Origin of the sequence: Micromonospora sp. CA-240977 (genome assembly GCF_050942285.1) — a bacterium.
Taxonomy (GTDB): domain Bacteria; phylum Actinomycetota; class Actinomycetes; order Mycobacteriales; family Micromonosporaceae; genus Micromonospora.
The window spans coordinates 2,398,699-2,419,797 of sequence record NZ_CP192055.1 but is presented as its reverse complement, the minus strand read 5'-3'; the positions used below and the strand labels follow the sequence as shown (position 1 = coordinate 2,419,797).

The following is a 21,099-nucleotide window of genomic DNA, read 5'->3' as shown; positions in this document are numbered from 1 at the left end:
CCGCGCGCGAACGGATCTCGCGCAGTAGGTTGGCGGGGTGACTGGACGGTTCCCGATCGAAGACGTCTCCCCCGTCGTCTCGTGCGGGCGGTACCCGGCCAAGGCGGTGGTCGACGAGCCGGTTCCGGTGTCGGCCCGCGCCTACCGGGAGGGGCACGACGCGCTGGGCTGCAACGTGGTCTGGATGGGTCCGGACGGCGTCACCAGGCCGTTCACCCGGATGCGCCCCGGCGAGCCCGGCCAGGACCGGTGGCACGCCACCATCACGCCGGACGCCGTCGGCTCCTGGGCCTTCGCCGTCGAGGCGTTCCAGGACCCGTACCTGACCTGGCAGAACGCGGTGACGAAGAAGATCGCCGCCGGTCAGGGTCCGGAGGACCTGGCAAACGACCTGGCCGAGGGCGCGCGGGTGCTCGCCGCCGCCCGGGACCTCGTCCCGACCGCCGACCGGCCCCGGGTCGCCGACGCGCTGACCGCGCTTGTCGAGACCGACCTGCCGCTGCCGCAGCGGGTCGGCCCGGCGCTGGCGCTGGCCGACCTGCTCTGGGAGCACCCGGTGCGGGAGCTGGTCACCGCCGGTGACACGTACTCGATCTGGGTGGACCGCAAGCGGGCCCTCTACTCGGCCTGGTACGAGTTCTTCCCCCGCTCGGAGGGGGCGACGCAGGGCCGGTCCGGCACCTTCGCGACCGCCACCAAACGGCTGCCGGGCGTGGCCGCGATGGGCTTCGACGTGCTCTACCTGCCGCCGATCCACCCGATCGGCCGGGTCAACCGCAAGGGCCCCAACAACGCGCTCACCGCCGGGCCGACCGACGTGGGCTCGCCGTGGGCGATCGGCGCCGCCGAGGGCGGCCACGACACGATCCACCCCGACCTGGGTACGCCGGCGGACTTCCGGGCCTTCGTCGAGGCGGCGGCGGCGCAGGGCCTCGAGGTGGCGATGGACCTGGCGTTGCAGTGCGCGCCGGACCACCCGTGGGTCACCGAGCACCCGGAGTGGTTCACCACCCGGGCCGACGGCAGCATCGCCTACGCGGAGAACCCGCCGAAGAAGTACCAGGACATCTACCCGGTCAACTTCGACAACGACCCGGAGGGCATCCGGGCCGAGGTGCTGCGGGTGGTGCTGCACTGGGTGGGCGAGGGCATCCGGATCTTCCGGGTGGACAACCCGCACACCAAGCCGTTCGACTTCTGGCACTGGCTGATCGCCGAGGTGAAGAAGATCGACCCGGACGTGCTGTTCCTGGCCGAGGCGTTCACCCGGCCGGCCATCATGCACGGGCTCGGCAAGATCGGCTTCACGCAGTCGTACACCTATTTCACCTGGCGCACGACGGCCGCCGAGATGCGGGAGTACTGCGAGGAGCTTGTCGCGTCGGCCGACCACATGCGGCCGAACTTCTGGCCGAACACCCCGGACATCCTGCACGAGTCGTTGCAGCACGGCGGCCCGCCGATGTTCAAGATCCGGGCGGTGCTGGCCGCGCTGCTCTCCCCGTCCTGGGGCATGTACGCAGGCTACGAGCTGTTCGAGCACGTGGCCCGGCCGGGCGCCGAGGAGTACCTGGACAACGAGAAGTACGAGCTGCGCCCCCGCGACTGGGCCGGCGCCGAGGCGCAGGGCCGGTCGCTGGCGCCGTTCCTGACCACCCTCAACCGGGTACGCCGCGACAACCCGGCCCTGCACCAGCTCCGCAACCTGCGGTTCCACGAGATCGACAATCCGGCGCTGCTCTGCTGGTCGAAGCACGACCCGGAGACCGGCAACACGGTCATCGTGATCTGCTCGTTCGACTCGCGCGAGGTGCAGTGGGGCAACACCACCCTCGACATGCCGGCGCTCGGCTTCGACTGGCACGAACGGTTCACCGTGCACGACGAGCTGACCGGCACCAGCTACGACTGGGGTCAGCGCAACGCGGTGCGGCTCGACCCGTACCTGCAACCGGCGCACGTGCTGACCGTGCGCCGCCCGACGCCGCCCGCCGCGCCGGAGCCCGCCACCAACGTCGCGGCGACGCTCACCGTCGCCGACGTCCCCACCGACCTGTCCGGCGGTACCGCGCCGACCGCCCCCGCACCGAAGGACGACCGATGGACCAGCTGATCACCGGCGCGACGCACGACCCGCACGCGCTGCTCGGCGCGCACCCCGCCGACTCCTCGACGACGATCCGCACGATGCGCCGGGGCGCCGGTGACGTGGTGCTGCTCGTCGGCGACGAGCGGCACCCCATGAAGCGGGTGCACGACGCGGGCGTCTTCGAGACCCAGGTCGACGGCACGGTGCTCGACTACCGGGTGGAGGTCGACGGCACCGCCCACGACGACCCGTACCGCTATCCGCCGACCCTCGGTGAGCTGGACCTGCACCTGATCCGCGAGGGCCGGCACGAGCGGCTGTGGGACGCGCTGGGCGCCCGGGTCTTCGACGAGGGCGTCGCGTTCAGCGTCTGGGCGCCCAACGCCCGCGGCGTGCGGGTGGTCGGCGACTTCACCGGCTGGGGAGCGGACGACGGCTGGCCGATGCGGTCGCTCGGCTCCAGCGGCGTGTGGGAGCTGTTCGTCCCCAACGCCCGGGTCGGCGCCCGCTACAAGTACCGGGTGCTGGGCGCCGACGGGCAGTGGCGGGACAAGGCCGACCCCCTGGCCGCGTACGCGGAGGTGCCGCCGGCCACCGCCTCGGTGGTGCACCACTCGACGTACCTGTGGAACGACGCGGACTGGCTGGCCCGCCGGGCCGAGCGGCAACCGCACCAGGAGCCGATGAGCGTCTACGAGGTGCACCTCGGTTCGTGGCGGCCCGGGTTGGGCTACCGCGAGCTGGCCGACCAGCTCACCGCGTACGTCACCGAGCTGGGCTTCACGCACGTGGAGTTCCTGCCGGTGATGGAGCACCCGTTCGGCGGTTCCTGGGGCTACCAGGTGAGCGGCTACTACGCGCCGACCTCCCGCTTCGGTGACCCGGACGACTTCCGGCACCTGGTCGACCGGCTGCACGCCGCCGGCATCGGCGTGATCCTGGACTGGGTGCCCGCGCACTTCCCCAAGGACGAGTGGGCCCTCGCGCGCTTCGACGGCACCCCGCTCTACGAGCACCCCGACCCGCGCCGGGGCGAGCACCCCGACTGGGGCACGTACGTCTTCGACTTCGGCCGCAACGAGGTCCGCAACTTCCTGGTCGCCAACGCGCTCTACTGGTGCGACCAGTTCCACGTCGACGGACTTCGGGTGGACGCCGTCGCCTCGATGCTCTACCTGGACTACTCCCGCGAGCACGGGCAGTGGGTCCCGAACCAGTACGGCGGTCGGGAGAACCTGGAGGCCATCGCGCTCATGCAGGAGGTGAACGCGACGGTCTACAAGCACCACGCCGGGGTCGTCATGATCGCCGAGGAGTCCACCGCCTGGCCGGGCGTGACAGGGTCGACGGCCGACGGTGGGCTGGGCTTCGGCTTCAAGTGGAACATGGGCTGGATGCACGACACCCTGCTCTACACCTCGAAGGACCCGATCTACCGCCAGCACCACCACCACCAGCTCACCTTCTCCCTGGCGTACGCGTGGAGCGAGAACTACGTGCTGCCGATCAGCCACGACGAGGTGGTGCACGGCAAGGGGTCGCTGGCCGGCAAGATGCCCGGCGACACCTGGCAGCGGCTGGCGAACGTCCGGGCGCTGCTGGCGTACATGTGGGCGCATCCCGGCAAGCAGTTGCTCTTCATGGGCTCCGAGTTGGCCGACGACCGGGAGTGGAGCGAGGAGCGCGGCCTGGACTGGTACCTGCTGCACGACCCGGCCCGCGCCGGGGTGCAGCGCCTCGTCGCCGACCTCAACCGGGTCTACCGGGACACCCCGGCGCTCTGGGCACAGGACACCGAACCGGCCGGGTTCCGGTGGATCGCCGGCGACGACGTCGCCAACAACACCGTGTCGTTCGTCCGGATCGCCCCGGACGGCTCGACCCTGGTGTGCGTGGCGAACTTCTCCGCCCAGCCCCTGCACGACTACCGGATCGGCCTACCGGCCGGCGGCACGTGGACCGAGGTGCTCAACACCGACGCGCACCACTACGGCGGGTCGGGGGTGGGCAACCTCGGCGAGGTGCGCGCCGAGGACGTGCCGTGGCACGGCATGGTGGCCTCGGCGGCCCTCCAGGTTCCGCCGCTGGGCGCCGTCTGGCTCCGCCAGGGCTGACCGGCGGTCAGACCAGGTTGGCGTCGCGCAGCAGTTGCCACAGGCCGGCGCCGTCCGGCGCGGACAGCCACTTCTGCCCCACCGGCCCCGACGACGGGCGACCGGCCGGCGCCGGCAGGGTGCCGGCCAGCACGGACTGCGTCGGGGAGAGCCGACGGATCGCCACCCCCGCCACGTTCTCCGGGTGGGCGGCGGCGAACTCCCGGTAGATCTCCTGGTCGTGCTGGCCGTCGTCGCCGACAAGCAGCCAGCGCACGTCGGGGAACTCCCGGGCCAGCCGGGCCAGGGTCGACCGCTTGTGTTCCATCCCGCTGCGGAACCAGCGGTCGGCGGTCGGCCCCCAGTCGGTGAGCAGCAGCGGCCCGGCCGGGTAGAGGTGTCGGGACAGGAAGCGGGTCAGGGTGGGCGCCACGTTCCACGCGCCGGTGGAGAGGTAGAAGACCGGCGCGCCGGGGTGCGCGGTGACCAGCCGCTCGTAGAGCACCGCCATGCCGGGCACCGCGTTGCGGGCGTGCTCGTCGAGCACGAACGTGTTCCACGCGGCGAGCAGCGGCCGGGGCAGCGCGGTGACCATCACCGTGTCGTCGATGTCGGAGATGATGCCGAACTTGACGTCCGGGTCGAGGATGCGCACCGGCGCGTCGACCGGCTCGGCGTCCGGGACGCTGAGGCGAACAGTGCCCCAGCCGGGTGGCAGGTCGGCCTCGACCAGGGTGTCGACGAAGCCGCTGCGGTCGGCCTGCGTCTCGTGCCGTACCCCGCCGGCCTCGATTGTCACCGTGCAGTGCTTGTTGGGCAGGGTGGTGAAGCTGCGCCAGCCGCGGACCTTGTCGAGTCGACCCCGCTGCCGGGTGTCCGGTCGGCCCAGCAACACCCGGCACATCACCCGCACCCAGCCCGGGGCGCCATAACCGGTGTACGCGACGATGTTGACCCGCCAGCCGGTGCGCCGCAGCCGGCGCTGGACGAGCTGGTGCACGGCGTCCTCGATCCGCGCAGCCCGGTGCAGGTTCGGAACGGCCAACTGGCCGGCGGGAGTCGGTGGCACGCGCCAACCCTGCCACACGTTCAGGGCCGCGGCCACGCGAGCCGACCGGGGTGCGCCGAACCTCCCCGGTCCGCCCGCCGTCCGTGAAACACTCCGGTCGGGACGACGACGGGGGCGTTGGTCGTGTCGCATCCAGAGCAGCATGGTGGGCGGTGGCGCCCACGACTCGACCGGCCGGCGCTCGTCGCGCTGCTGTTCGGGCTGGCCGGCATCGGGTACCGGCTGGTCCTGACGCTGTACACGGTGCCGGTGTCGAACAGCGACGAGGCGACCTTCGGCCTCGCCGCGCTGCACATCGGGCAGGGCCGGGAACGCCCGGTCTTCCTGTACGGCCAGCACTACATGGGGATGTTGGAGTCCTACCTGGCCGCTCCCCTGGTGGCGCTGGCCGGGCCGAGCTGGCCGGTGCTGCGGTTGCCGATGCTCGCGCTGTACGCGCTGTTCCTCTACCTGATCCACCGGCTGACGCGCCGGCTCTGCGCGCCCTGGTTCGCCACAGTCGTCGTGGGCCTGCTCGCGCTCGGCGGCGAGCGGGTGGTCCGCGACCAGCTCACCGTCGTCGGGGGGCGGCCGGAGGTGAAGCCGGCGGTGCTGCTGATGCTGCTGATCACGGTGGGGTTGGCGGCCGGCACCGTACGCCGTCGGCGGCTCGCCGTCGTGCTCTTCGGCCTGCTCGTCGGGCTGGCCGCCTGGTCGGACTGGCTGATCCTGCCGTACCTGGCGGTGGCCGGGCTGGCGCTGGTGTGGGCACTGCGGCGCGAGCTTCTCGGCTGGTCCGGCCTGCTGCTGGTGGTGGGCGTCGTGGTCGGGGTCGCGCCGATGATCCTCGACAACCTGCGGGCCGGGCCGGGGGAAGACTCACTGACCGTGTTCCGGGAGGTCAGCACCAAGGAAGGGCCCCTGCCGCCGTGGTCCGAGCGGGTCCGGGGCGGCCTGCTGGAGGGGGTGCCGCTGGCGCACGGGCTCTGCCCGGTGGACGGCTGCGGCCGGTGGCAACAGTGGTGGGGGATGCTGTATCCGGTGCTGCTGGTGGTCGGCGCGGTGCTCGCGGTGCTCGCGTACCGCCGCGCCGCCGGCCCACGCGGGGAGCGGGTCGGGCCGGTCGTGCAGCTCGCGCTTGTCGCCGGCGCCGCGTTGACCCTGGTGTCGTACGTGCGCAGCCCGCTCGCCGCGACCAGCCCCCTGGACAACGCCCGCTACCTGTCGGTGCTGCAACTGTCGCTGCCGGCGGTGCTCTGGCCGCTCTGGGTGGCGGCGCTGACCGCCTGGCGGGGCACCAGCAGCGCGCTGGGCCGACTCACCGGGGCGCTGTCCACCGCCGTGCTTGTCGCCCTGACCGCGACGACGGTGGTGGTCACCGTGCTCTTCGCGGCCACCGGAAGCGCGGCGTCGCGGACCGAGGAGCGCCAGGCCCGGGAGTTGGCCGCCGCGCTGCGCGCCGACGGCCCGCACGAGGTGTACGGGGACTACTGGACCTGCAACCGACTGATCTTCAACACGGACGAGACGGTGGTCTGCGGGGTGCTCGACGGCGACCTGTCCCCCGGGCAGAACCGCTACCTCCCGTACTGGCGGCAGGTCGGGAGGGCCCCCCGACCGGGCTATGTGGTGGAGGCCGACTCCCCGATGGATCGGCGGCTGCGCCGGCTGCTCGCCGACCGGGCCGACGCCGCACCGGTACGCGAGGTCGGCGGCTATCGCGTGTACCACCCCGAGACCCCGGTGCGGCCCTGGCGCTGACGGCGGGTCGTACGCTGACCAGGCCGCCGTCCCGCCCGTCGAGGAGACCCGATGCTCATCCTGCTGCCGCCCTCGGAGGGCAAGGCCGACGCCGGCACCGGGCGGCGCTGGGCCCCGGACCGCCTCTCGCTGCCCGAGTTGAACCCGGCCCGGGAGCGGGTGTTGGACGCGCTGGTGGCGCTGAGCGCCGGGCCGGACGAGGCGGCGGCGCTCGCGGCGCTCGGCCTCAGCGAGGGGCAGCGGGGCGAGCTGCGCCGCAACGCCCGACTGCGGGAGGCGGCCACCGCTCCGGCCGAACGGCTCTACACCGGGGTGCTCTACGAGGCGCTGGAGCTGACCTCGTTGCCGGTCGCGGCGCAGCGGGCGGCCCGCCGGTCGATCCTGATCAGCTCCGGGCTGTGGGGCGCGGTCCGGCTGGCCGACCGGATCCCCCCGTACCGCTGCCCGATCGGCGCCCGCCTGCCGGGCGTCGGGGCGTTGTCGACGTACTGGCGGCGGGAGCTGACGCCGGCGGTGGACGCCGCCGCCGGCCGGGGCCCGGTGCTGGACCTGCGTTCCGGCGCGTACGCGGCCACCTGGACGGCGCGGGGTGAGTTGGCCGAACGGACCGTCAGCGTGCGGGTGCTGCACGAGCGGGAGGTCGACGGCGTGCCGGTCCGCTCGGTGGTCAGCCACTTCAACAAGGCGACGAAGGGCCGGCTGGTCCGTGACCTGCTCGTCGCCGGCGCCCGACCGCGCTCGGCGGCGGAGCTGCTCGGCACGCTGCGGGAGTTGAAGCACACCGTCGAGGAGCAGGTCACCGCGCCCGGCCGGGTACGGCAGGTGGATCTGGTGGTCACCGACCTGTAACGGTCCGAGCAGCCGCAAGATTTGCTCAAGGCTGGGCCGGAGGAGTTCCGTAATCGCCTGGTAGGGGCCACGGTAGGGGAACCCAGACTCCGACGAGGGAGCCTTCGTTGACCCGCGAACCCGCAGTGCTCGACCGGCCGCGCTCGTCGGTGCCGCCGCCCCCGCTGGACTGGCTGACGCTGGGCGACGCGTTCGAGGCCGCCTGCCTGCTGCGCTGCACGCCGCCGCCGACCGCCGCCCGGCCGAGCCCGGCGCACGTGCCGGGGGTGGAGTTCAACAGGGAGGACGCCGCGCAGCGGATGCGGCAGTTGCTCGCCCGGTTGGATATCCCGGTCACGCACGAGGTCGCTGTCGGGGGCCTGCGCCGCCGCTACGAGCTGCACCGGCTCTGGGTGCCCCAGGAGCGGCAGGGCGCGTACGCCCGGATGTTGGACGCGGGTTGGCGGCAGGGGCGGCGAGCGCTGCTCGGTGGGCCGCCTCCCGGCACCTCGCCGGCACGCCGGCGGTTGGTGACCCGACTCGCGGCTGCGGCCTGGCGGTCGGCGCTGCTGGCCGCCGGGCGACACGTCCGCCGGCACATCCTCGGCGTGCGGCTCGCCGACCGGGAGTTGGCCGCGGTGCTCATTCGCAGCGCTGCCGTGCTCGACGTTCCGGCTCGGCTACAGGCGGGCACCGGCTGTTTCCTGGTCAGCGTGGCCGATGGCCCGGACCGGGCGCGGATCCTGCGCAACGCGGCGGTGGAGCAGGCCCGCCCGGCCTGCTGATCGACGCTCGGGCCACACCCGCCCGGCACACCTGTCGGACCGGAGCTTGCGCGCGCCGGTCCGACGGCGCACAGTGCACCGCGTGAGACGTACCTCCTCCAGCCGGCTCCGGCGTCCGCGCGCGGGGACGGCGGCCCTGTTGACGGTGCTGCTGACCGCGACCCTGAGCGCCGCCGGTTGCCAGGACACCCCGGCCGAGCAGACGTCGATCCGGATCGCCACCGGCAGCCCCACCGCCGTCTACTACGCGTTCGGGCAGTCGCTGGCGGCCATCCTCAACCGGGAGCTGCCCGACGTCCACGCCAGCGTCGTGATCACCGCCGCCTCGGCGGAGAACGTCCAACTGGTCGGGTCCGGCGCGGCCGAGTTGGGGTTCACCCAGGCCGACGTGCTGCCCACCAGCACCGCGGGAAGCCCAGCGGTCGAGGCGATCGCCCGGGTGTACGACGACCAGCTGCACCTGGTCACCACGGGCGGCGGTCCGGTGCGCACGCTCGACGACCTGCGGGGCCGGCGAGTCTCCGTCGGCGCACCCGGATCGGGCACCGAGATCACCGCGACCCGACTGCTGGAGGTGGCCGGCCTCGGCGGCGACCAGGTACGCCGCACGCGGCTCGGACTTGACGACTCGGTGGCGGCGTTGGGTTCCGGACAGATCGACGCGTTCTTCTTCTCCGGCGGGCTGCCGGTGCGGGGCATCGCGGACCTGGCCCGGCGCAGCGCCACCCGGATCGTGGACCTCAGCGAATGGACCGAGCAGCTGCGCGCGCGCTACGGCCAGGTGTACGTGTCCCGGGACATTCCCCGCTCGGTCTACGGGATGGACGCGGTGACCACGGTGGCCGACCCGAACTATCTGATCGTCCGAGCCGACCTGCCGGCGCCGTTGGTCCGGGAGGTGACCCGGCTGCTGATGGACCGGCGGGCCGAGCTGGCCGCCGCGCATCCCGCGGCGGGGCGGATGAGCCCCCGCTCGGCGATCGTGACCGCCCCGCTGCCACTGCACCCCGGCGCCGCCTCCTGGTACCGGGCGGACAAACCCTGACGGCGGCCCCTACCGCGGCACGGTGGGCCGCAGGTTCGTGGCCGGGTCGCCGTCCACCGGCTCCGTCGACGGGTCCGGGTCCGGCGCGGGGAACCACAGGGCCGCGACCAGCCCGCGCGACTCCCCCGGGCGCATGGTGAGCCGCCCGTCGGACGCGTCCACCAGCACGGCGGCGATGGTCAGGCCGAGCCCCGCGCCGTCCACGTTCTGCGCGTCCGGCGCCCGCCAGAACCGCTCGGTCGCCTGGCCGAGCTGACTCCCGGTCATGCCGGGACCGGAGTCGCGCACCTCCAGGGCCACCCCGTTGTCGCGGCGGGCCACGGACACCGTCACCGCCCCGCCGGCCCCGCTGAACTTCACCGCGTTGTCGATGAGCGCGTCCAGTGCCTGGTCGACGGCGGTCGGCACGGTCTGTGCGTACGCCGGGGCGTCGGTGCTGGTCAGCCGCAACGCGACCGAACGGTGCCGGGCCAGCGGCGCCCAGGCGGCCACCCGGGACGCGGCCACCGCGGCGGCGTCCACGGTGACCCGCTCGTTCTCCTCCCGTTCGGCGCGGGCGAGGGTCAGCAGCGCGTCGAGCACCAACGCCAGCCGGTCGGTCTCCTCCAGGGCCAGCCGGTGCTCCGATCGGCCCTCCGGGTCGGTGAGGCTGGGGCCCAGCTCCTCCACCCGCAGCCGCAGCGCGGTGAGCGGGTTGCGCAGTTGGTGGCTGGCGTGCGCGACGAAGGCGCGCTGCCGGTCCATCACGTCGGAGACCACGTCGGCCATGTGGTTGAAGCTGGCCGCGAGGCGGCGCAGCTCCGGCGGGCCGAGGCGGTGCTGCACCCGCGCGCCCCGGTCGCCCTCGGCGATCTCGTGGGTGACCGCGTCCAGTTCGGTGACCGGGCGCAGCACCCAACCGGCCAGCCCGAACGCGGTGAGCACGCAGGCCAGCACGGCGAGCAGGCCGGCCAGGGTGAGAAGCAACCACCACGCGGCGACCGCCCGGCGGATCGGGTCGGCCGGGGTCACGATCACCACCGCGCCGAGCACCTCACCACCGTCGTTGATCGGCACCGCCACCACCACCGGGCCGGTCGTCCACGGCCAGACCAACTCGGGGGCGCTGGTCTGCTGCCCGGACAGCGCGATGTCCAGCACCGACGCGGTCCCCGCGGTGGGCCGCCACCTCGGCGACGCGACCGGGGTGCTCCGGTCCCGGTCCACGACCGCGGCGCCGATCCCGTACAGGTTGTCGTAGCTGGTCAGCTCCGACTCGATCGAACCCGGCCCACCGTCGCGCAGCGCGGGCCCGGCCAGCGAGGCGAACCGGGTCGCGTCGGCGAGCCGGTCGGCCCGGACCTGTTCGGTTTCGCGGCTGGCCATGGTGACCGCCAGCGGCGTCTCCAACGCGATGAGGACGAGCACCATCAGCAGCAGATAGCTGATCACCAGTCGACGACGCACGTCAGCCCCTCACGCGTCGCGCAGCCGGTAGCCGACGCCACGGACGGTCTCCACCAGGCGGGCGTCACCGAGTTTGCCGCGCAGGGACCCGACGTGCACCTCGACGGTGTGCCGGTCGGCCCAGGTGGTGCCCCAGGCGTCCAGCAGGATGCGGTCGCGGGGCACCGCCACCCCCGGTTGCCGGGCCAGCGAGAGCAGCACGTCGAACTCCTTGCGGGTCAACGTGACGGCCCGGCCGTCCACGGTCACCGTCCGCGCGGCCACGTCGATGTGCACCGAACCGGCCTGGATGAGGTGCCGCTCCGGTGCGGCGTTCGCGGCCCGGCGCAGCACCGCCTCGATCCGGGCCTGCAACTCCACCATCGAGAACGGCTTGACGACGTAGTCGTCAGCGCCGAGACGCAGGCCCAGCACCCGGTCGCGTTCCTCACCCCGCGCGGTCACCGCGATGATGCCGAGCTGGCTGCTCCGCCGGCGCAGCTCCCGGCACAGGTCGGTGCCGTCGCCGTCGGGCAGGGTCAGGTCGAGCAGCACCAGGTCGCACGGGGCGGCGGAGAGCGCCGCGGCGACGGTGGCGGCGTGCTCGACCTCGTAGCCCCGTCGGGTGAGGGCGGAGGAGAGCGCAGCGGCCACCCGGCGGTCGTCCTCCACCAGCAGGATCCGCACCCGTGCCCCCGTCCGTCGCAGCGCTGTTCTGCGAATGGTGGCAGAAGCGCGCGCCCGGCGGAAAGCCGCGTGTCGCGTCGGATCCGGCTACAGACCGAAGACGTCGTCGGCGGTGGCGTCCCGGACGCCGTCGGTGAAGCCGCGGAAACCCGGGTCCTCGTGGCTGGCCGGCACGCTGGTGACGGTGACCCCGCTGGCCTGGGTGACCGCGTCGACCAGAGGCGGGTAGTCGATTTCGGCGTCGTTGAAGGCGTCGTCGTCCGCCTCGGCCAGGTTGATCACGTGCTGCACGTCATCGGACGGAGTGTCCGGGTCTTCGGCCCACTCGCCGCCAGCCCGGTAGCACTCGTCGTACAACGCGCGCTGACTGTCGGTCCAGTCGTCGTCGTAGCTCTGCATCGCCCATCCCTCCGCGGCCCTTGACCTGAGCATGCCCGGCCCGGGGCGACGGGCGCGGCGGTACCGGCGAAAAGCGGCGGGCACACCCGTAGGCTGCCGTGATGATCTACAAACTGCTGTCGAGCACGGAGTGGGACGACGCCCTCGCCGCGGGTGCCTTTCCCGGCTCCGCCGTGGACCGGCAGGACGGCTTCATCCACCTCTCCGGCGCCGACCAGGTGGTCGAGACGGCCCGCCGGCACTTCGCCGGCGCGACCGGGCTGACCCTGCTCAGCGTGGCGGAGGAGCGGTTGGGGGACGCGCTGCGGTGGGAGCCGTCGCGCGGCGGGCAGCTCTTTCCGCACGTGTACGGCCCGCTGCCGGTCGCGGCGGTCGTCGCGGCGCAGGCGTTGCCGGCGGACACCCCGGCCGCCGACGCGGTGGCCGCCCTGCTGGGCTGAACCGGTCGCGCCCGGCCCGAACGATGTCGGGCCGGGCGCGCGGTGCGGTACGTGCCGCTCAGCGGCAGAGGCGGGCGATCTCCTCCTGGAACCGGTCCATCGGGTTCGCCTCGGCCGGGCCGAGCAGGTAGGTCTTCAGCTCCCGCCGGGCCTCGGTCATCGGGTCGTCGCCGGCCCGGGTCAGCGCCACGATCTTCTCCAGCTCGCCGCAGTCCTTGGAGAGCAGGTACGCGGCCCGTGCCGTCGGGTACTCCCGGCGGAAGTCGTCCTCCGACAGGCCGGACGGGTTGGCCACCACGTACGGCCGCTGACTCTGCACGAAGTCGGAGACCACACTGGACACGTCGCTGATCAGCAGGTCGGTCTGGTTGAAGCAGTCGAACAGCGCCGGCGTACGGCCGGTGACCACCAGGTGCGCGGTGCTGTCCAGGGAGGACGCGTTCGGGTCACCACCGGCGGCGCGGATGGCCGCCACGATCCGCTCGTGCACCGCCCTGGCCGCCCCGGACCGCGACCCGGTGAGCGGGTGCGGCTTGTAGACCAGACGCAGCCGGGGCGTCGTGGCGAGCAGTCCCTTGACGATCCGCTCGCCCATCAGCACCAGCGAGGTGTGGTACGGGTCGTCGTCGAGCCAGCCCTCCCAGGTGGGGGCGTAGAGCACCGTGAACGGCCGGTCCACCGACTCGGCGCCGAACGTGTGCACCCCGGCGAGCTGCGGGCGGCCGATCTCGACGATGTCCGAGTCGAGAACCCCCACACCGGCGCGGGCGTAGCGCTCCCGGCCGGCCAGGCCGGCGACCCAGACCTCGTCGTACACCTTGCTGTACGGGTTGACGCTTGCCTGCTTGTCGCTGTCGCCGTGCCCCACGAACACGTGCTTGGTGCTCGGCTCACGCAGCATGTGGATGTTCGCGCCGACGTTCGCGGCGTAGAGCGCCGCACGGATGCTGCGCAGGTCGAGGTTCATGAAGTCGACACCGGTCGGTACGCAGATCACCGGCAGTCGGGTGTCGGCCAACTCCAGGAACGCGTCCCGGCTGCGCAGCAGCACCACCGCGCGCTGCTGGAGCGCCTCGGTCGGGGCGAGCCACATGTTGGCCTGGTAGACGTCCTTGGCCGGCCCGGCGAAGTAGAGCGCCACCTCGGGCCGGTAGCTGTCCAGCCACCGCTGCACGGCGGGCAGCAGCGGGCCCTCCCCGGTGCTCCGGCCCCGGCCGCGCAGCCAGGTCAGTGCGGTGATGGCGCCCACCACGCCGGTCGCCACGACCGCCACCGCGGCGGCGGCGAAGAACGGCGTCGCGTCGTGCCGCACCGCCGCGGCCACGGCCGCCGGCACCAGCAGCAGGTTGAGTAGGGGCATCCGGTCCCCGGCCACCGCCGCCACCCAGGCCGGCAGTTGAGGCGCGGAGCGCAGCTCGCCCAGGTCGATGTTGCGCACCATCGCGGAGAGCGGGTTACGACGCTCGATCATGATGGAGAGCGCCCCGGCGAAGACCGAGACGACCCACACCGCGGCCGGCAGCGCCAGCAGCAGGGTCAGCTCACCGCCGCTGAGCCGCACCTCGGCGACGACAAGCAACACGGCCGCGAGGTCCCGGGTCAGCTGCCGGTACGACCAGTGCAGGCCCACCTTCTCCAGCAGCAGTTGCGACGGGGGTGAGAAGCGGGCGACGGCGAACTCGCCGATGATGGCGGCGAGCCCGGCGATGGCGAAGAGGCCCACCCAGCCGAATACGCCACCGACGAGCATGACCAGGTAGGCCAGTACCAGTAGCGCACTGTGGGCGGCCACTCCGAGGCGTCCTGTCAACGTGCCGAACAAAACGAGTTCGCTCCCTACGAGATTTCGTTGCGGGCTGCGCCCGTGCTGGGCCGACGTCACTCCCCCGTAGCGCAGCGGGTCAACCGCAGCCGGCTGCGCATGACTGCGACCTTAACGCGAAGGGACAGCTCGGTGTCGCTCGGGTATCCCGCACCATTTCGGTCAAAGTCGCGTACCCGGCGCACCCGACCCCGCGCCGGGCGTCGGGTGCTCGGCAACGGGTGGAGCGCTCAGCCGGCCCGCCCGAAGCAGGTCATCGCCCCGGGCGCCCTGCGCGTGGCGAACTCCTGGTAGCCGAGCTGCGGCGCGGTGTCGCGGGCGTAGTGGTTGCCGTTGTAGACGCAGATGGTGCCGACGTCCAGGCGGTCCAGCGCCGGCGTCAACTCGGTCGGCGACGGGCTGGTCGTGCCGTCGGCGAACTCGGACAGCAGCAGCCGGTCCTTCGCGAACTGGGAGTTGAGGTCGTACTCGACGAGGTAGAAGTCACGGGGCAGGACGACCCGGACCTCGCTGGTGACGACCGGCAACGTCCGCATGATCGTCTTCGGCGCGAGCAGCATGCCCTGCGGACGGTCCAGGCCCTTGATCCAGAAGGCGATCGCCTGACGCTGCTGCGGAAGCTTCCAGGTGGGGCGCTCCTGCACCTCGACCCAGCTCTTCGGTGACCACATCGGGGTGGCGAACAACGCGAACGAGGCGACGAGCAGCACCGCGATCCCGCCGGCCGCCGTGCGGTACAGGGCCGGTCTCGGCGTCGGCACGCGCACGGTGCTGAGCAGACCGATCAGCGTCGGCAGGGCGAGCAGCCACGGTACGCGCCACAGCACCACCGAGATCCCACTCAACGCGCTCATCACCTCGAGCACGCCGGGCACGAACATCACGCTCAGCGCCAGAGTGGCACCGGCGGAGAGCAGCGCGGGCGTACGTCGACGGGCGAGCAGTGGGCCACACCACAGCGCCAGACCGCTGATCACCCCCACCACCCCGAACAGCAGGGTCCGCCGGTAGGTGTACGCCGCGTCGAAGAAGGCGTCGTCCGCGCCGGCCGCGGTCATCCCGCCGAGCAGCAGGCGGGAGACCACAAGCGAGCCGATCGGGTACGCGAGGGCGGCGACGGCCGCGATGACGGCGTCCTTCCACCGGCCGACGAGCAGCATGGCGAAGCCGGCGGCGCCGACAAGCATCGGCAGGATGATCGCCGCGGTGTTGGTGAGGCCGATCGCGGTGATCGAGAGCGCCACGATGAGCACCAGGCTGCGCCGCGACCGGTTGTCGAACCACTCGGTCAGGTAGAGCCACATCAGCGGAATGACCGCCGAGACGAACATGCCCTTGCCCTCGTGCAGCCGCAGGAGGTGGAACGTGCCAAGTGCGGCGTCCCCGCCGGCGACGAGGTACAGGTACGCGATCGCCACGCCGAAGGCGAGCACCGGACGGCGCGGAGCCCACCGGTGCGTCAACCGCCAGAGCGCCAGCGCCGCGAGCATCCCCATGATCGGCAGCAGCACGTACCAGAGGGCCGAGCTGGCGTGGATGCCGACGACGTTGGCGAACGCGCCGTCGAAGACCTCGATCGACGGGATCGGCGGCTGCGAGCCCATGGCCGGCAGCACGTTCTCGGAGAACAGGAAGTCGTTGATGGGGATCAGGTCGCGCTCGGCGACCCAGACCGACTTGCCGACGTAGTAGACGTCGTCCGGGGTGTTGCGGGCCATGAAGAACGAGGAGATGCCGACCAGCGCCGAGACGACGAGCGCGTACACCGACTGGGCCGCGGTGGGTGCCGGGGCGACGGTGGTGGACGCCGGGCCGCGCAGCCAGATCTGGCGCACCAGCAGCATCCCGCCGATCGCCGCGAGCAGGCCGGCCACCGCCGGGATCCACCACCAGAGGGTGACCTTGGCCCCGGCGACACCGGCGGAGGCGGCGGCCACGGCGGCGGCGACCGGCACCCCGATCAGCAGGCGGCGGTCGACGGCGGGCCGCGGACCGTCCGGCTCGTCCGGCGCGCTGTCGTCCGGCGCCGCCCGCTCGGTGGGGGCCGGGGGGTCGACGAACCGGCGGCGGGCGCGCAGCAGGAGCACGACCGCGAGCACCACGCAGGCCACCAGCCAGATCCGGAAGGTCACCGACGGGCGCAGGTCACCCAGGAAGGCCAGGTGGTAGATCACTGTGAAGAGCGCGAACGCCAGCACGGCACCATCGGTGAGCACCGCCGGGGCGACTGCCACCAGCGCGCGTACCCGGGACATCGCCGCGCGGCGGCCGACCGGACGGGATGCCGGCGCGGGCCGTGTCGGGTCCGGGTCGGCGGGCGCTACGGCGATGCTGTCGACGTTGGCCACGGTCGTCCTTACTCGTCAGACGGATGCGGGGTTTCGGCACGATGCCGGCCGTGTGTCAGGGGGCAGCGTAGCGGAATCGGACAGGGCGACCGTCGCTGCGGGCAACGGAGTGTCGGACGCTGGTCAACCCGATATCGGGGCTGCTCGGGGACGGGGCAGGGCGCTGTCGGCGCCGAGCCCGGCAGCCACGGATTCGACAAGGTTGTCGAGGTAGCTGTCGGTGAGCGGGAGGCGGGCGATGGCCAGCCGCCAGTAGAGCGGGCCCACGATGAGGTCGATCGCCGCGTCCGGGTCGGTGTCGGCGGGCAGTTCGCCGCGCTGCACGGCCCGGGTGACCAGGCGACCGCCGATCTCCTGCTGACGCGCGTGCAGCACCTGACGCAGGGTCGCGTCGATGCTCGGGTTGCGCGCCGCCTCGGCCAGCAGGTCCGGGATGATCTGCGACGCCAGCGGGTGACGCAGCGCGCGTGCCACCACCTGGAACAGCAGGGCGAGGTCACCGCGCAGGGTGCCGGTGTCCAGGGCCGGCAGCTTGCCGTGGGCCGCCGCGGCGACGATCTCCAACACCAGGTCGAGCTTGGAGTTCCAGCGCCGGTAGATCGCCGTCTTGCTGACACCGGCGCGGCGCGCCACCGCCTCGATGGAGAGCCGGCCGTAGCCGACCGCGGCGAGCTCCTGCATCAGCGCACGCCGGATGGCCGTGGTGATCTCCCCACGGAGCACCGCCGCACCGGCCGGGGCGCGCCTCTTCTCGGTCGTCACCAGGGACTCTTATCGCAGGTCACGGTGCCCAGGGTAGCGCAACGACGATACGGTTGCGTCCCGACGTGTTTCGGACTACTGTCCACGCAGCGACGAGGCGGCGCCCCGCGCACATCTCCCACTAGGATTCCATCGTCGCGAGCCACCCGTCTGCACGAAAGATCGGAGCGCCATTTCCATGGCCACCACCGCGCTGGTCGACCCCGACACGGGCCTGACCCAGGCGCAGCTGGCCGCTCGGCACGGGCTACGGGTCGCCGGTGAGCGACCGACCCTCGTCGAGTACAGCCGCCAATTGTGGGCCTACCGGCACTTCATCGCCGCGTACGCCAACGCCAAGCTGGTCGCCTCGTACAGCAACGCCAAGCTGGGCCAGCTCTGGCAGGTGCTCACCCCGCTGACCAACGCGGCGGTCTACTACCTGATCTTCGGGGTGGTGCTGGCGCAGCAGGAGATCCCGAACTTCATCGCCTACCTCACCACCGGGCTCTTCATCTTCAACTTCACCCAGAGCGCGGTCCTGGCCGGCACCCAGTCGATAAGCAGCAACCTCGGGTTGATCCGGGCGCTGCACTTCCCCCGGGCCAGCCTGCCGCTGTCCACGACGCTGACCCAGTTCCAGCAGCTGCTGGCCTCGATGGTGGTGCTGATCGGCATCGTGCTCGTCACCGGCGAGCCGATCACGCTGGAGTGGTTGCTGCTGGTGCCGGCCCTGGTCCTACAGGCGGTGTTCAACGCCGGCGTGGTGCTGCTGGTGGCCCGGATGGGCGCCAAGGCCAGCGACCTCAAGCAGGTCATGCCGTTCGTCCTGCGCACCTGGATGTACGGCTCCGGCGTCCTCTACAGCGTCAGCCTCTTCGAGCGGCTGCCCGGCTGGGCGACGACGCTCGTGCAGTACAACCCCATGCTTGTCTACATCGAGTTGGCGCGGTACGCGCTGCTTGACAATCCGCCGCTGCTCAACGAGTCGCTGACCCAGCTCTGGCTGGTCGGTGGCGGGTGGGCGCTGGTCGCCGGGATCGGCGGGTTCATCTACTTCTGGCGCGGCGAACAGGAGTACGGCCGTGGTTGAGCACTTCGAGGCCTCCACCGAGGCGACCGCGACAATGACAGCGGCCCAGGAGCGCATTCCGACAGTGGTGGTCGACGACGCGCACATCATCTACCGGGTGCACCAGGGCGCCGCCGGTGGCACCACTCCGGTGGCCGCGCTGCGCCGGCTGGTCAAGCGCACCAACGCGCCGAACGTCCGGGAGGTGCACGCGGTCAAGGGCGTCTCGTTCACCGCGTACCGGGGTGAGGCGATCGGGCTGATCGGCAGCAACGGCTCCGGCAAGTCCACAATCCTGCGGGCCATCGCCGGCCTGCTGCCGGTCAACCGGGGCGCGATCCACACCCAGGGGCAACCGTCGCTGCTGGGCGTGAACGCCGCCCTGCTCAACGACCTCTCCGGCGAGCGCAACGTCACCCTCGGTTGCCTGGCCATGGGCATGCACCCGGACGACGTGGCCAAACAGGCCGCCGGGATCATCGAGTTCTCCGGGATCAACGAGCGGGGTGACTTCGCCAGCCTGCCGATGCGGACGTACTCCTCCGGCATGGCGGCCCGGCTACGGTTCTCCATCGCCGCCGCGAAGAGGCACGACGTGCTGCTCATCGACGAGGCGCTCGCCACCGGCGACAAGGGCTTCCGCAAGCGCAGCGAGCAGCGGGTGCGGGAGCTGCGGGAGGGCGCGGGCACGGTGTTCCTCGTCAGCCACCAGCTCTCCTCCGTACGGGACACCTGCGAGCGGACGATCTGGTTGGAATCGGGCGTACTGCGGATGGATGGTCCCACTGACGAGGTCATCCGGGCCTACGAGGCGTACGCGAACAGCAAGTAGACCGCCGGCGAACAGCTGGCATCGACACGGCGCCATGGACCGCGTCGCCCGCGTTGGGGCGGCGCGGTCCGCGCGTTAAGGTTCATTCCGTCGCCGCTCGGGCGGAACCTTCCGTTAACGCATCCCTGAGAGTGAGGATCCGGCAATGACGCAGGACCAGACCACTGGCCCGGACGCCGAAGCGGAGACCCCGACGCCGTGGCGGCCCTCGCGGACGGTGGCCGTGGTTCTGGCCGGCGGCACCGGGACCCGGCTGGGCCTCGGCATCCCGAAGCAGCTGCTGAAGATCGCCGGCAAGCCGATCATCGAGCACACGCTGGCGGTCTTCGAGGCCGCGCCGGAGATCGACGAGATCATCGTGCTGATGGCGACCGGCCACGTCGACGACGCCCGGCAGATCGTCGAGAAGGCCGGCCTGCGCAAGGTCACCAAGGTGATCGAGGGCGGTGACACCCGCAACGCCACCACCCGGATCGCGCTGGACGCGGTCGGCCCGGAGGACTGCAACATCCTCTTCCACGACGCGGTACGCCCACTGCTCAGCGGGCGGATCGTCCGCGAGTGCGTCAACGCGCTGTGGACCTACGACGCCGTGGACGTGGCCATCCCGTCCGCGGACACGATCATCCAGGTGGACGACAACGACTGCATCACCGACATCCCGGTGCGCTCCCGGCTGCGCCGCGGCCAGACCCCGCAGGCGTTCCGCTCCCCCACCATCCGGGAGGCGTACCGGATCGCCGAGGACGACCCGGACTTCGCCGCCACCGACGACTGCGGCGTGGTGCTGCGTTACCTGCCCGGCACCCCGATCAAGGTGATCGACGGCTCGGACGAGAACATCAAGGTCACCCACCCGGTCGACGTGCACCTGGCGGACAAGCTCTTCCAGCTCGCCGCGGCGCAGGCGCCCCGGCTGACCGACCACCGCAGCTACAGCGAGGAGCTGACCGGCCGCACCATCGTGGTGTTCGGCGGCAGCTATGGCATCGGCCACGAGCTGACCGAGCTGGCCCGGCGCTACGGCGCCCAGGTCTTCCCGTTCAGCCGTTCCAGCACCGGCACCCACGTGGAGCGGGCCGCCGATGTCGAGGCCGCGCTGACGACCGCCTTCGAGGCCACCGGCCGGATCGACCACGTGGTGGTCACCGCCGGCATCCTGGAGAAGGGCGCCCTCGCCGAGATGGACGAGGAGACGATGGACCGGCTGCTCCAGGTCAACTTCGTCGGCCCGGTGACCATCGCCCGTCAGGCGCTGCCCTACCTCCAGCAGACCAAGGGCCAGCTGCTGCTCTACACGTCCAGCTCCTACACCCGGGGGCGGGCCCGCTACGCGCTCTACTCGGCCACCAAGGCGGCCCTGGTCAACCTCACCCAGGCGCTCGCCGACGAGTGGGCCGACGTCGGCGTCCGCGTCAACTGCATCAACCCGGAGCGCACCGCCACGCCGATGCGCACGCGGGCCTTCGGCGAGGAGCCGGAGCACACCCTGCTCGCCGCGGAGGCCGTCGCCCAGTCGTCACTCGACGTGTTGATCTCCGACCTGACCGGTCAGGTCATCGACGTACGCCGGGCGCCTGGCGACGGACCCACGCCGAGCGTGCCGGCCCAGACCGGGCCCGGCCAGGTCGCGACGCCGGCCGGCGCGGTCTCGGCGAACTGACCCCGACCGGCGGCGGAACCA

General features: G+C 72.3%; 17 protein-coding genes. 10 read left to right on the top strand and 7 right to left on the bottom strand.

All coding sequences use genetic code 11. From position 1 onward, the window contains the following. Positions 1-37 precede the first annotated feature (37 nt). The gene (locus ACQPWW_RS11190; protein WP_433131760.1) at positions 38-2,113 is read left to right on the top strand and encodes a maltotransferase domain-containing protein; all 2,076 of its coding nucleotides are present in this window, start codon (positions 38-40) and stop codon (positions 2,111-2,113) included. Continuing rightward, complete coding sequence (gene glgB / locus ACQPWW_RS11185) at positions 2,101-4,203, top strand: 1,4-alpha-glucan branching protein GlgB (protein WP_433131758.1); 2,103 nt, start codon at positions 2,101-2,103, stop codon at positions 4,201-4,203. The genes ACQPWW_RS11190 and glgB overlap by 13 nt, the downstream gene beginning before the upstream one ends. A gap of 7 nt (positions 4,204-4,210) precedes the next feature. On the opposite strand, the gene ACQPWW_RS11180 is transcribed toward glgB, so the two are convergent. Further along, a complete protein-coding gene (locus tag ACQPWW_RS11180; protein WP_433131756.1) occupies positions 4,211-5,251 on the bottom strand; it encodes an App1 family protein in 1,041 nt (346 codons plus the stop codon). 123 nt (positions 5,252-5,374) lie between these two features. Between ACQPWW_RS11180 and ACQPWW_RS11175 the strand changes: the two genes are divergently transcribed. The 4 genes from ACQPWW_RS11175 to ACQPWW_RS11160 all read left to right on the top strand — a co-directional run bounded on the left by ACQPWW_RS11175 (position 5,375) and on the right by ACQPWW_RS11160 (position 9,649). Further along, positions 5,375-6,991: a hypothetical protein gene (locus ACQPWW_RS11175; protein ID WP_433131754.1), complete on the top strand. Its 1,617-nt coding sequence runs from the start codon at positions 5,375-5,377 to the stop codon at positions 6,989-6,991. Positions 6,992-7,042: 51 nt separating this feature from the next. Then, on the top strand, positions 7,043-7,840 hold the full coding sequence (gene yaaA / locus ACQPWW_RS11170; protein ID WP_433131751.1) for a peroxide stress protein YaaA: 798 nt from the start codon (positions 7,043-7,045) through the stop codon (positions 7,838-7,840). A gap of 107 nt (positions 7,841-7,947) precedes the next feature. Then, positions 7,948-8,604, top strand: coding sequence for a hypothetical protein (locus ACQPWW_RS11165; RefSeq protein WP_433131749.1), 657 nt, complete (start codon positions 7,948-7,950; stop codon positions 8,602-8,604). Positions 8,605-8,740: 136 nt separating this feature from the next. Then, the gene (locus ACQPWW_RS11160) at positions 8,741-9,649 is read left to right on the top strand and encodes a TAXI family TRAP transporter solute-binding subunit (protein ID WP_433134272.1); all 909 of its coding nucleotides are present in this window, start codon (positions 8,741-8,743) and stop codon (positions 9,647-9,649) included. Positions 9,650-9,658: 9 nt separating this feature from the next. Here the strand turns inward: ACQPWW_RS11160 and ACQPWW_RS11155 are convergent, their stop codons facing one another. From ACQPWW_RS11155 to ACQPWW_RS11145, 3 genes are all read right to left on the bottom strand, one after another. Further along, entirely contained in the window at positions 9,659-11,095 is a 1,437-nt protein-coding gene (locus ACQPWW_RS11155; RefSeq protein WP_433131747.1) for an ATP-binding protein, read from the bottom strand. A gap of 9 nt (positions 11,096-11,104) precedes the next feature. Further along, positions 11,105-11,761, bottom strand: a complete 657-nt coding sequence (locus ACQPWW_RS11150; protein WP_357803004.1) for a response regulator transcription factor — start codon at positions 11,759-11,761, stop codon at positions 11,105-11,107. Between the two features lie 87 nt (positions 11,762-11,848). After that, positions 11,849-12,160: a hypothetical protein gene (locus ACQPWW_RS11145; RefSeq protein ID WP_355031047.1), complete on the bottom strand. Its 312-nt coding sequence runs from the start codon at positions 12,158-12,160 to the stop codon at positions 11,849-11,851. 101 nt (positions 12,161-12,261) lie between these two features. Here ACQPWW_RS11145 and ACQPWW_RS11140 point away from each other — a divergent pair, with 101 nt between their 5' ends. Beyond that, entirely contained in the window at positions 12,262-12,600 is a 339-nt protein-coding gene (locus ACQPWW_RS11140; protein ID WP_433131744.1) for a DUF952 domain-containing protein, read from the top strand. Positions 12,601-12,658: 58 nt separating this feature from the next. On the opposite strand, the gene ACQPWW_RS11135 is transcribed toward ACQPWW_RS11140, so the two are convergent. The 3 genes from ACQPWW_RS11135 to ACQPWW_RS11125 form a co-directional block, all read right to left on the bottom strand. After that, positions 12,659-14,422: a CDP-glycerol glycerophosphotransferase family protein gene (locus ACQPWW_RS11135; RefSeq protein ID WP_433131742.1), complete on the bottom strand. Its 1,764-nt coding sequence runs from the start codon at positions 14,420-14,422 to the stop codon at positions 12,659-12,661. Positions 14,423-14,652: 230 nt separating this feature from the next. Beyond that, positions 14,653-16,770, bottom strand: a complete 2,118-nt coding sequence (locus tag ACQPWW_RS11130; RefSeq protein ID WP_433131740.1) for a DUF6077 domain-containing protein — start codon at positions 16,768-16,770, stop codon at positions 14,653-14,655. A gap of 123 nt (positions 16,771-16,893) precedes the next feature. Continuing rightward, complete coding sequence (locus tag ACQPWW_RS11125; RefSeq protein ID WP_433134270.1) at positions 16,894-17,493, bottom strand: TetR/AcrR family transcriptional regulator; 600 nt, start codon at positions 17,491-17,493, stop codon at positions 16,894-16,896. 217 nt (positions 17,494-17,710) lie between these two features. Here ACQPWW_RS11125 and ACQPWW_RS11120 point away from each other — a divergent pair, with 217 nt between their 5' ends. The 3 genes from ACQPWW_RS11120 (at position 17,711) to ACQPWW_RS11110 (ending at position 21,078) form a co-directional block, all read left to right on the top strand. Then, on the top strand, positions 17,711-18,604 hold the full coding sequence (locus ACQPWW_RS11120; protein WP_357803016.1) for an ABC transporter permease: 894 nt from the start codon (positions 17,711-17,713) through the stop codon (positions 18,602-18,604). Positions 18,605-18,638: 34 nt separating this feature from the next. After that, the gene (locus ACQPWW_RS11115) at positions 18,639-19,415 is read left to right on the top strand and encodes an ABC transporter ATP-binding protein (protein WP_433134268.1); all 777 of its coding nucleotides are present in this window, start codon (positions 18,639-18,641) and stop codon (positions 19,413-19,415) included. Between the two features lie 145 nt (positions 19,416-19,560). Beyond that, positions 19,561-21,078, top strand: coding sequence for a D-ribitol-5-phosphate cytidylyltransferase (locus ACQPWW_RS11110; protein WP_433131737.1), 1,518 nt, complete (start codon positions 19,561-19,563; stop codon positions 21,076-21,078). The last annotated feature ends 21 nt before the right edge of the window (positions 21,079-21,099 follow it).

Coding starts and splice junctions, on each gene's coding strand:
- ACQPWW_RS11110 (WP_433131737.1), top strand. CDS start 19,561: ATGACGCAGGACCAGACCACTGGCCCGGACGCCGAAGCGGAGACCCCG.
- ACQPWW_RS11140 (WP_433131744.1), top strand. CDS start 12,262: ATGATCTACAAACTGCTGTCGAGCACGGAGTGGGACGACGCCCTCGCC.
- glgB (WP_433131758.1), top strand. CDS start 2,101: ATGGACCAGCTGATCACCGGCGCGACGCACGACCCGCACGCGCTGCTC.
- ACQPWW_RS11145 (WP_355031047.1), bottom strand. CDS start 12,160: ATGCAGAGCTACGACGACGACTGGACCGACAGTCAGCGCGCGTTGTAC.
- yaaA (WP_433131751.1), top strand. CDS start 7,043: ATGCTCATCCTGCTGCCGCCCTCGGAGGGCAAGGCCGACGCCGGCACC.
- ACQPWW_RS11115 (WP_433134268.1), top strand. CDS start 18,639: ATGACAGCGGCCCAGGAGCGCATTCCGACAGTGGTGGTCGACGACGCG.
- ACQPWW_RS11120 (WP_357803016.1), top strand. CDS start 17,711: ATGGCCACCACCGCGCTGGTCGACCCCGACACGGGCCTGACCCAGGCG.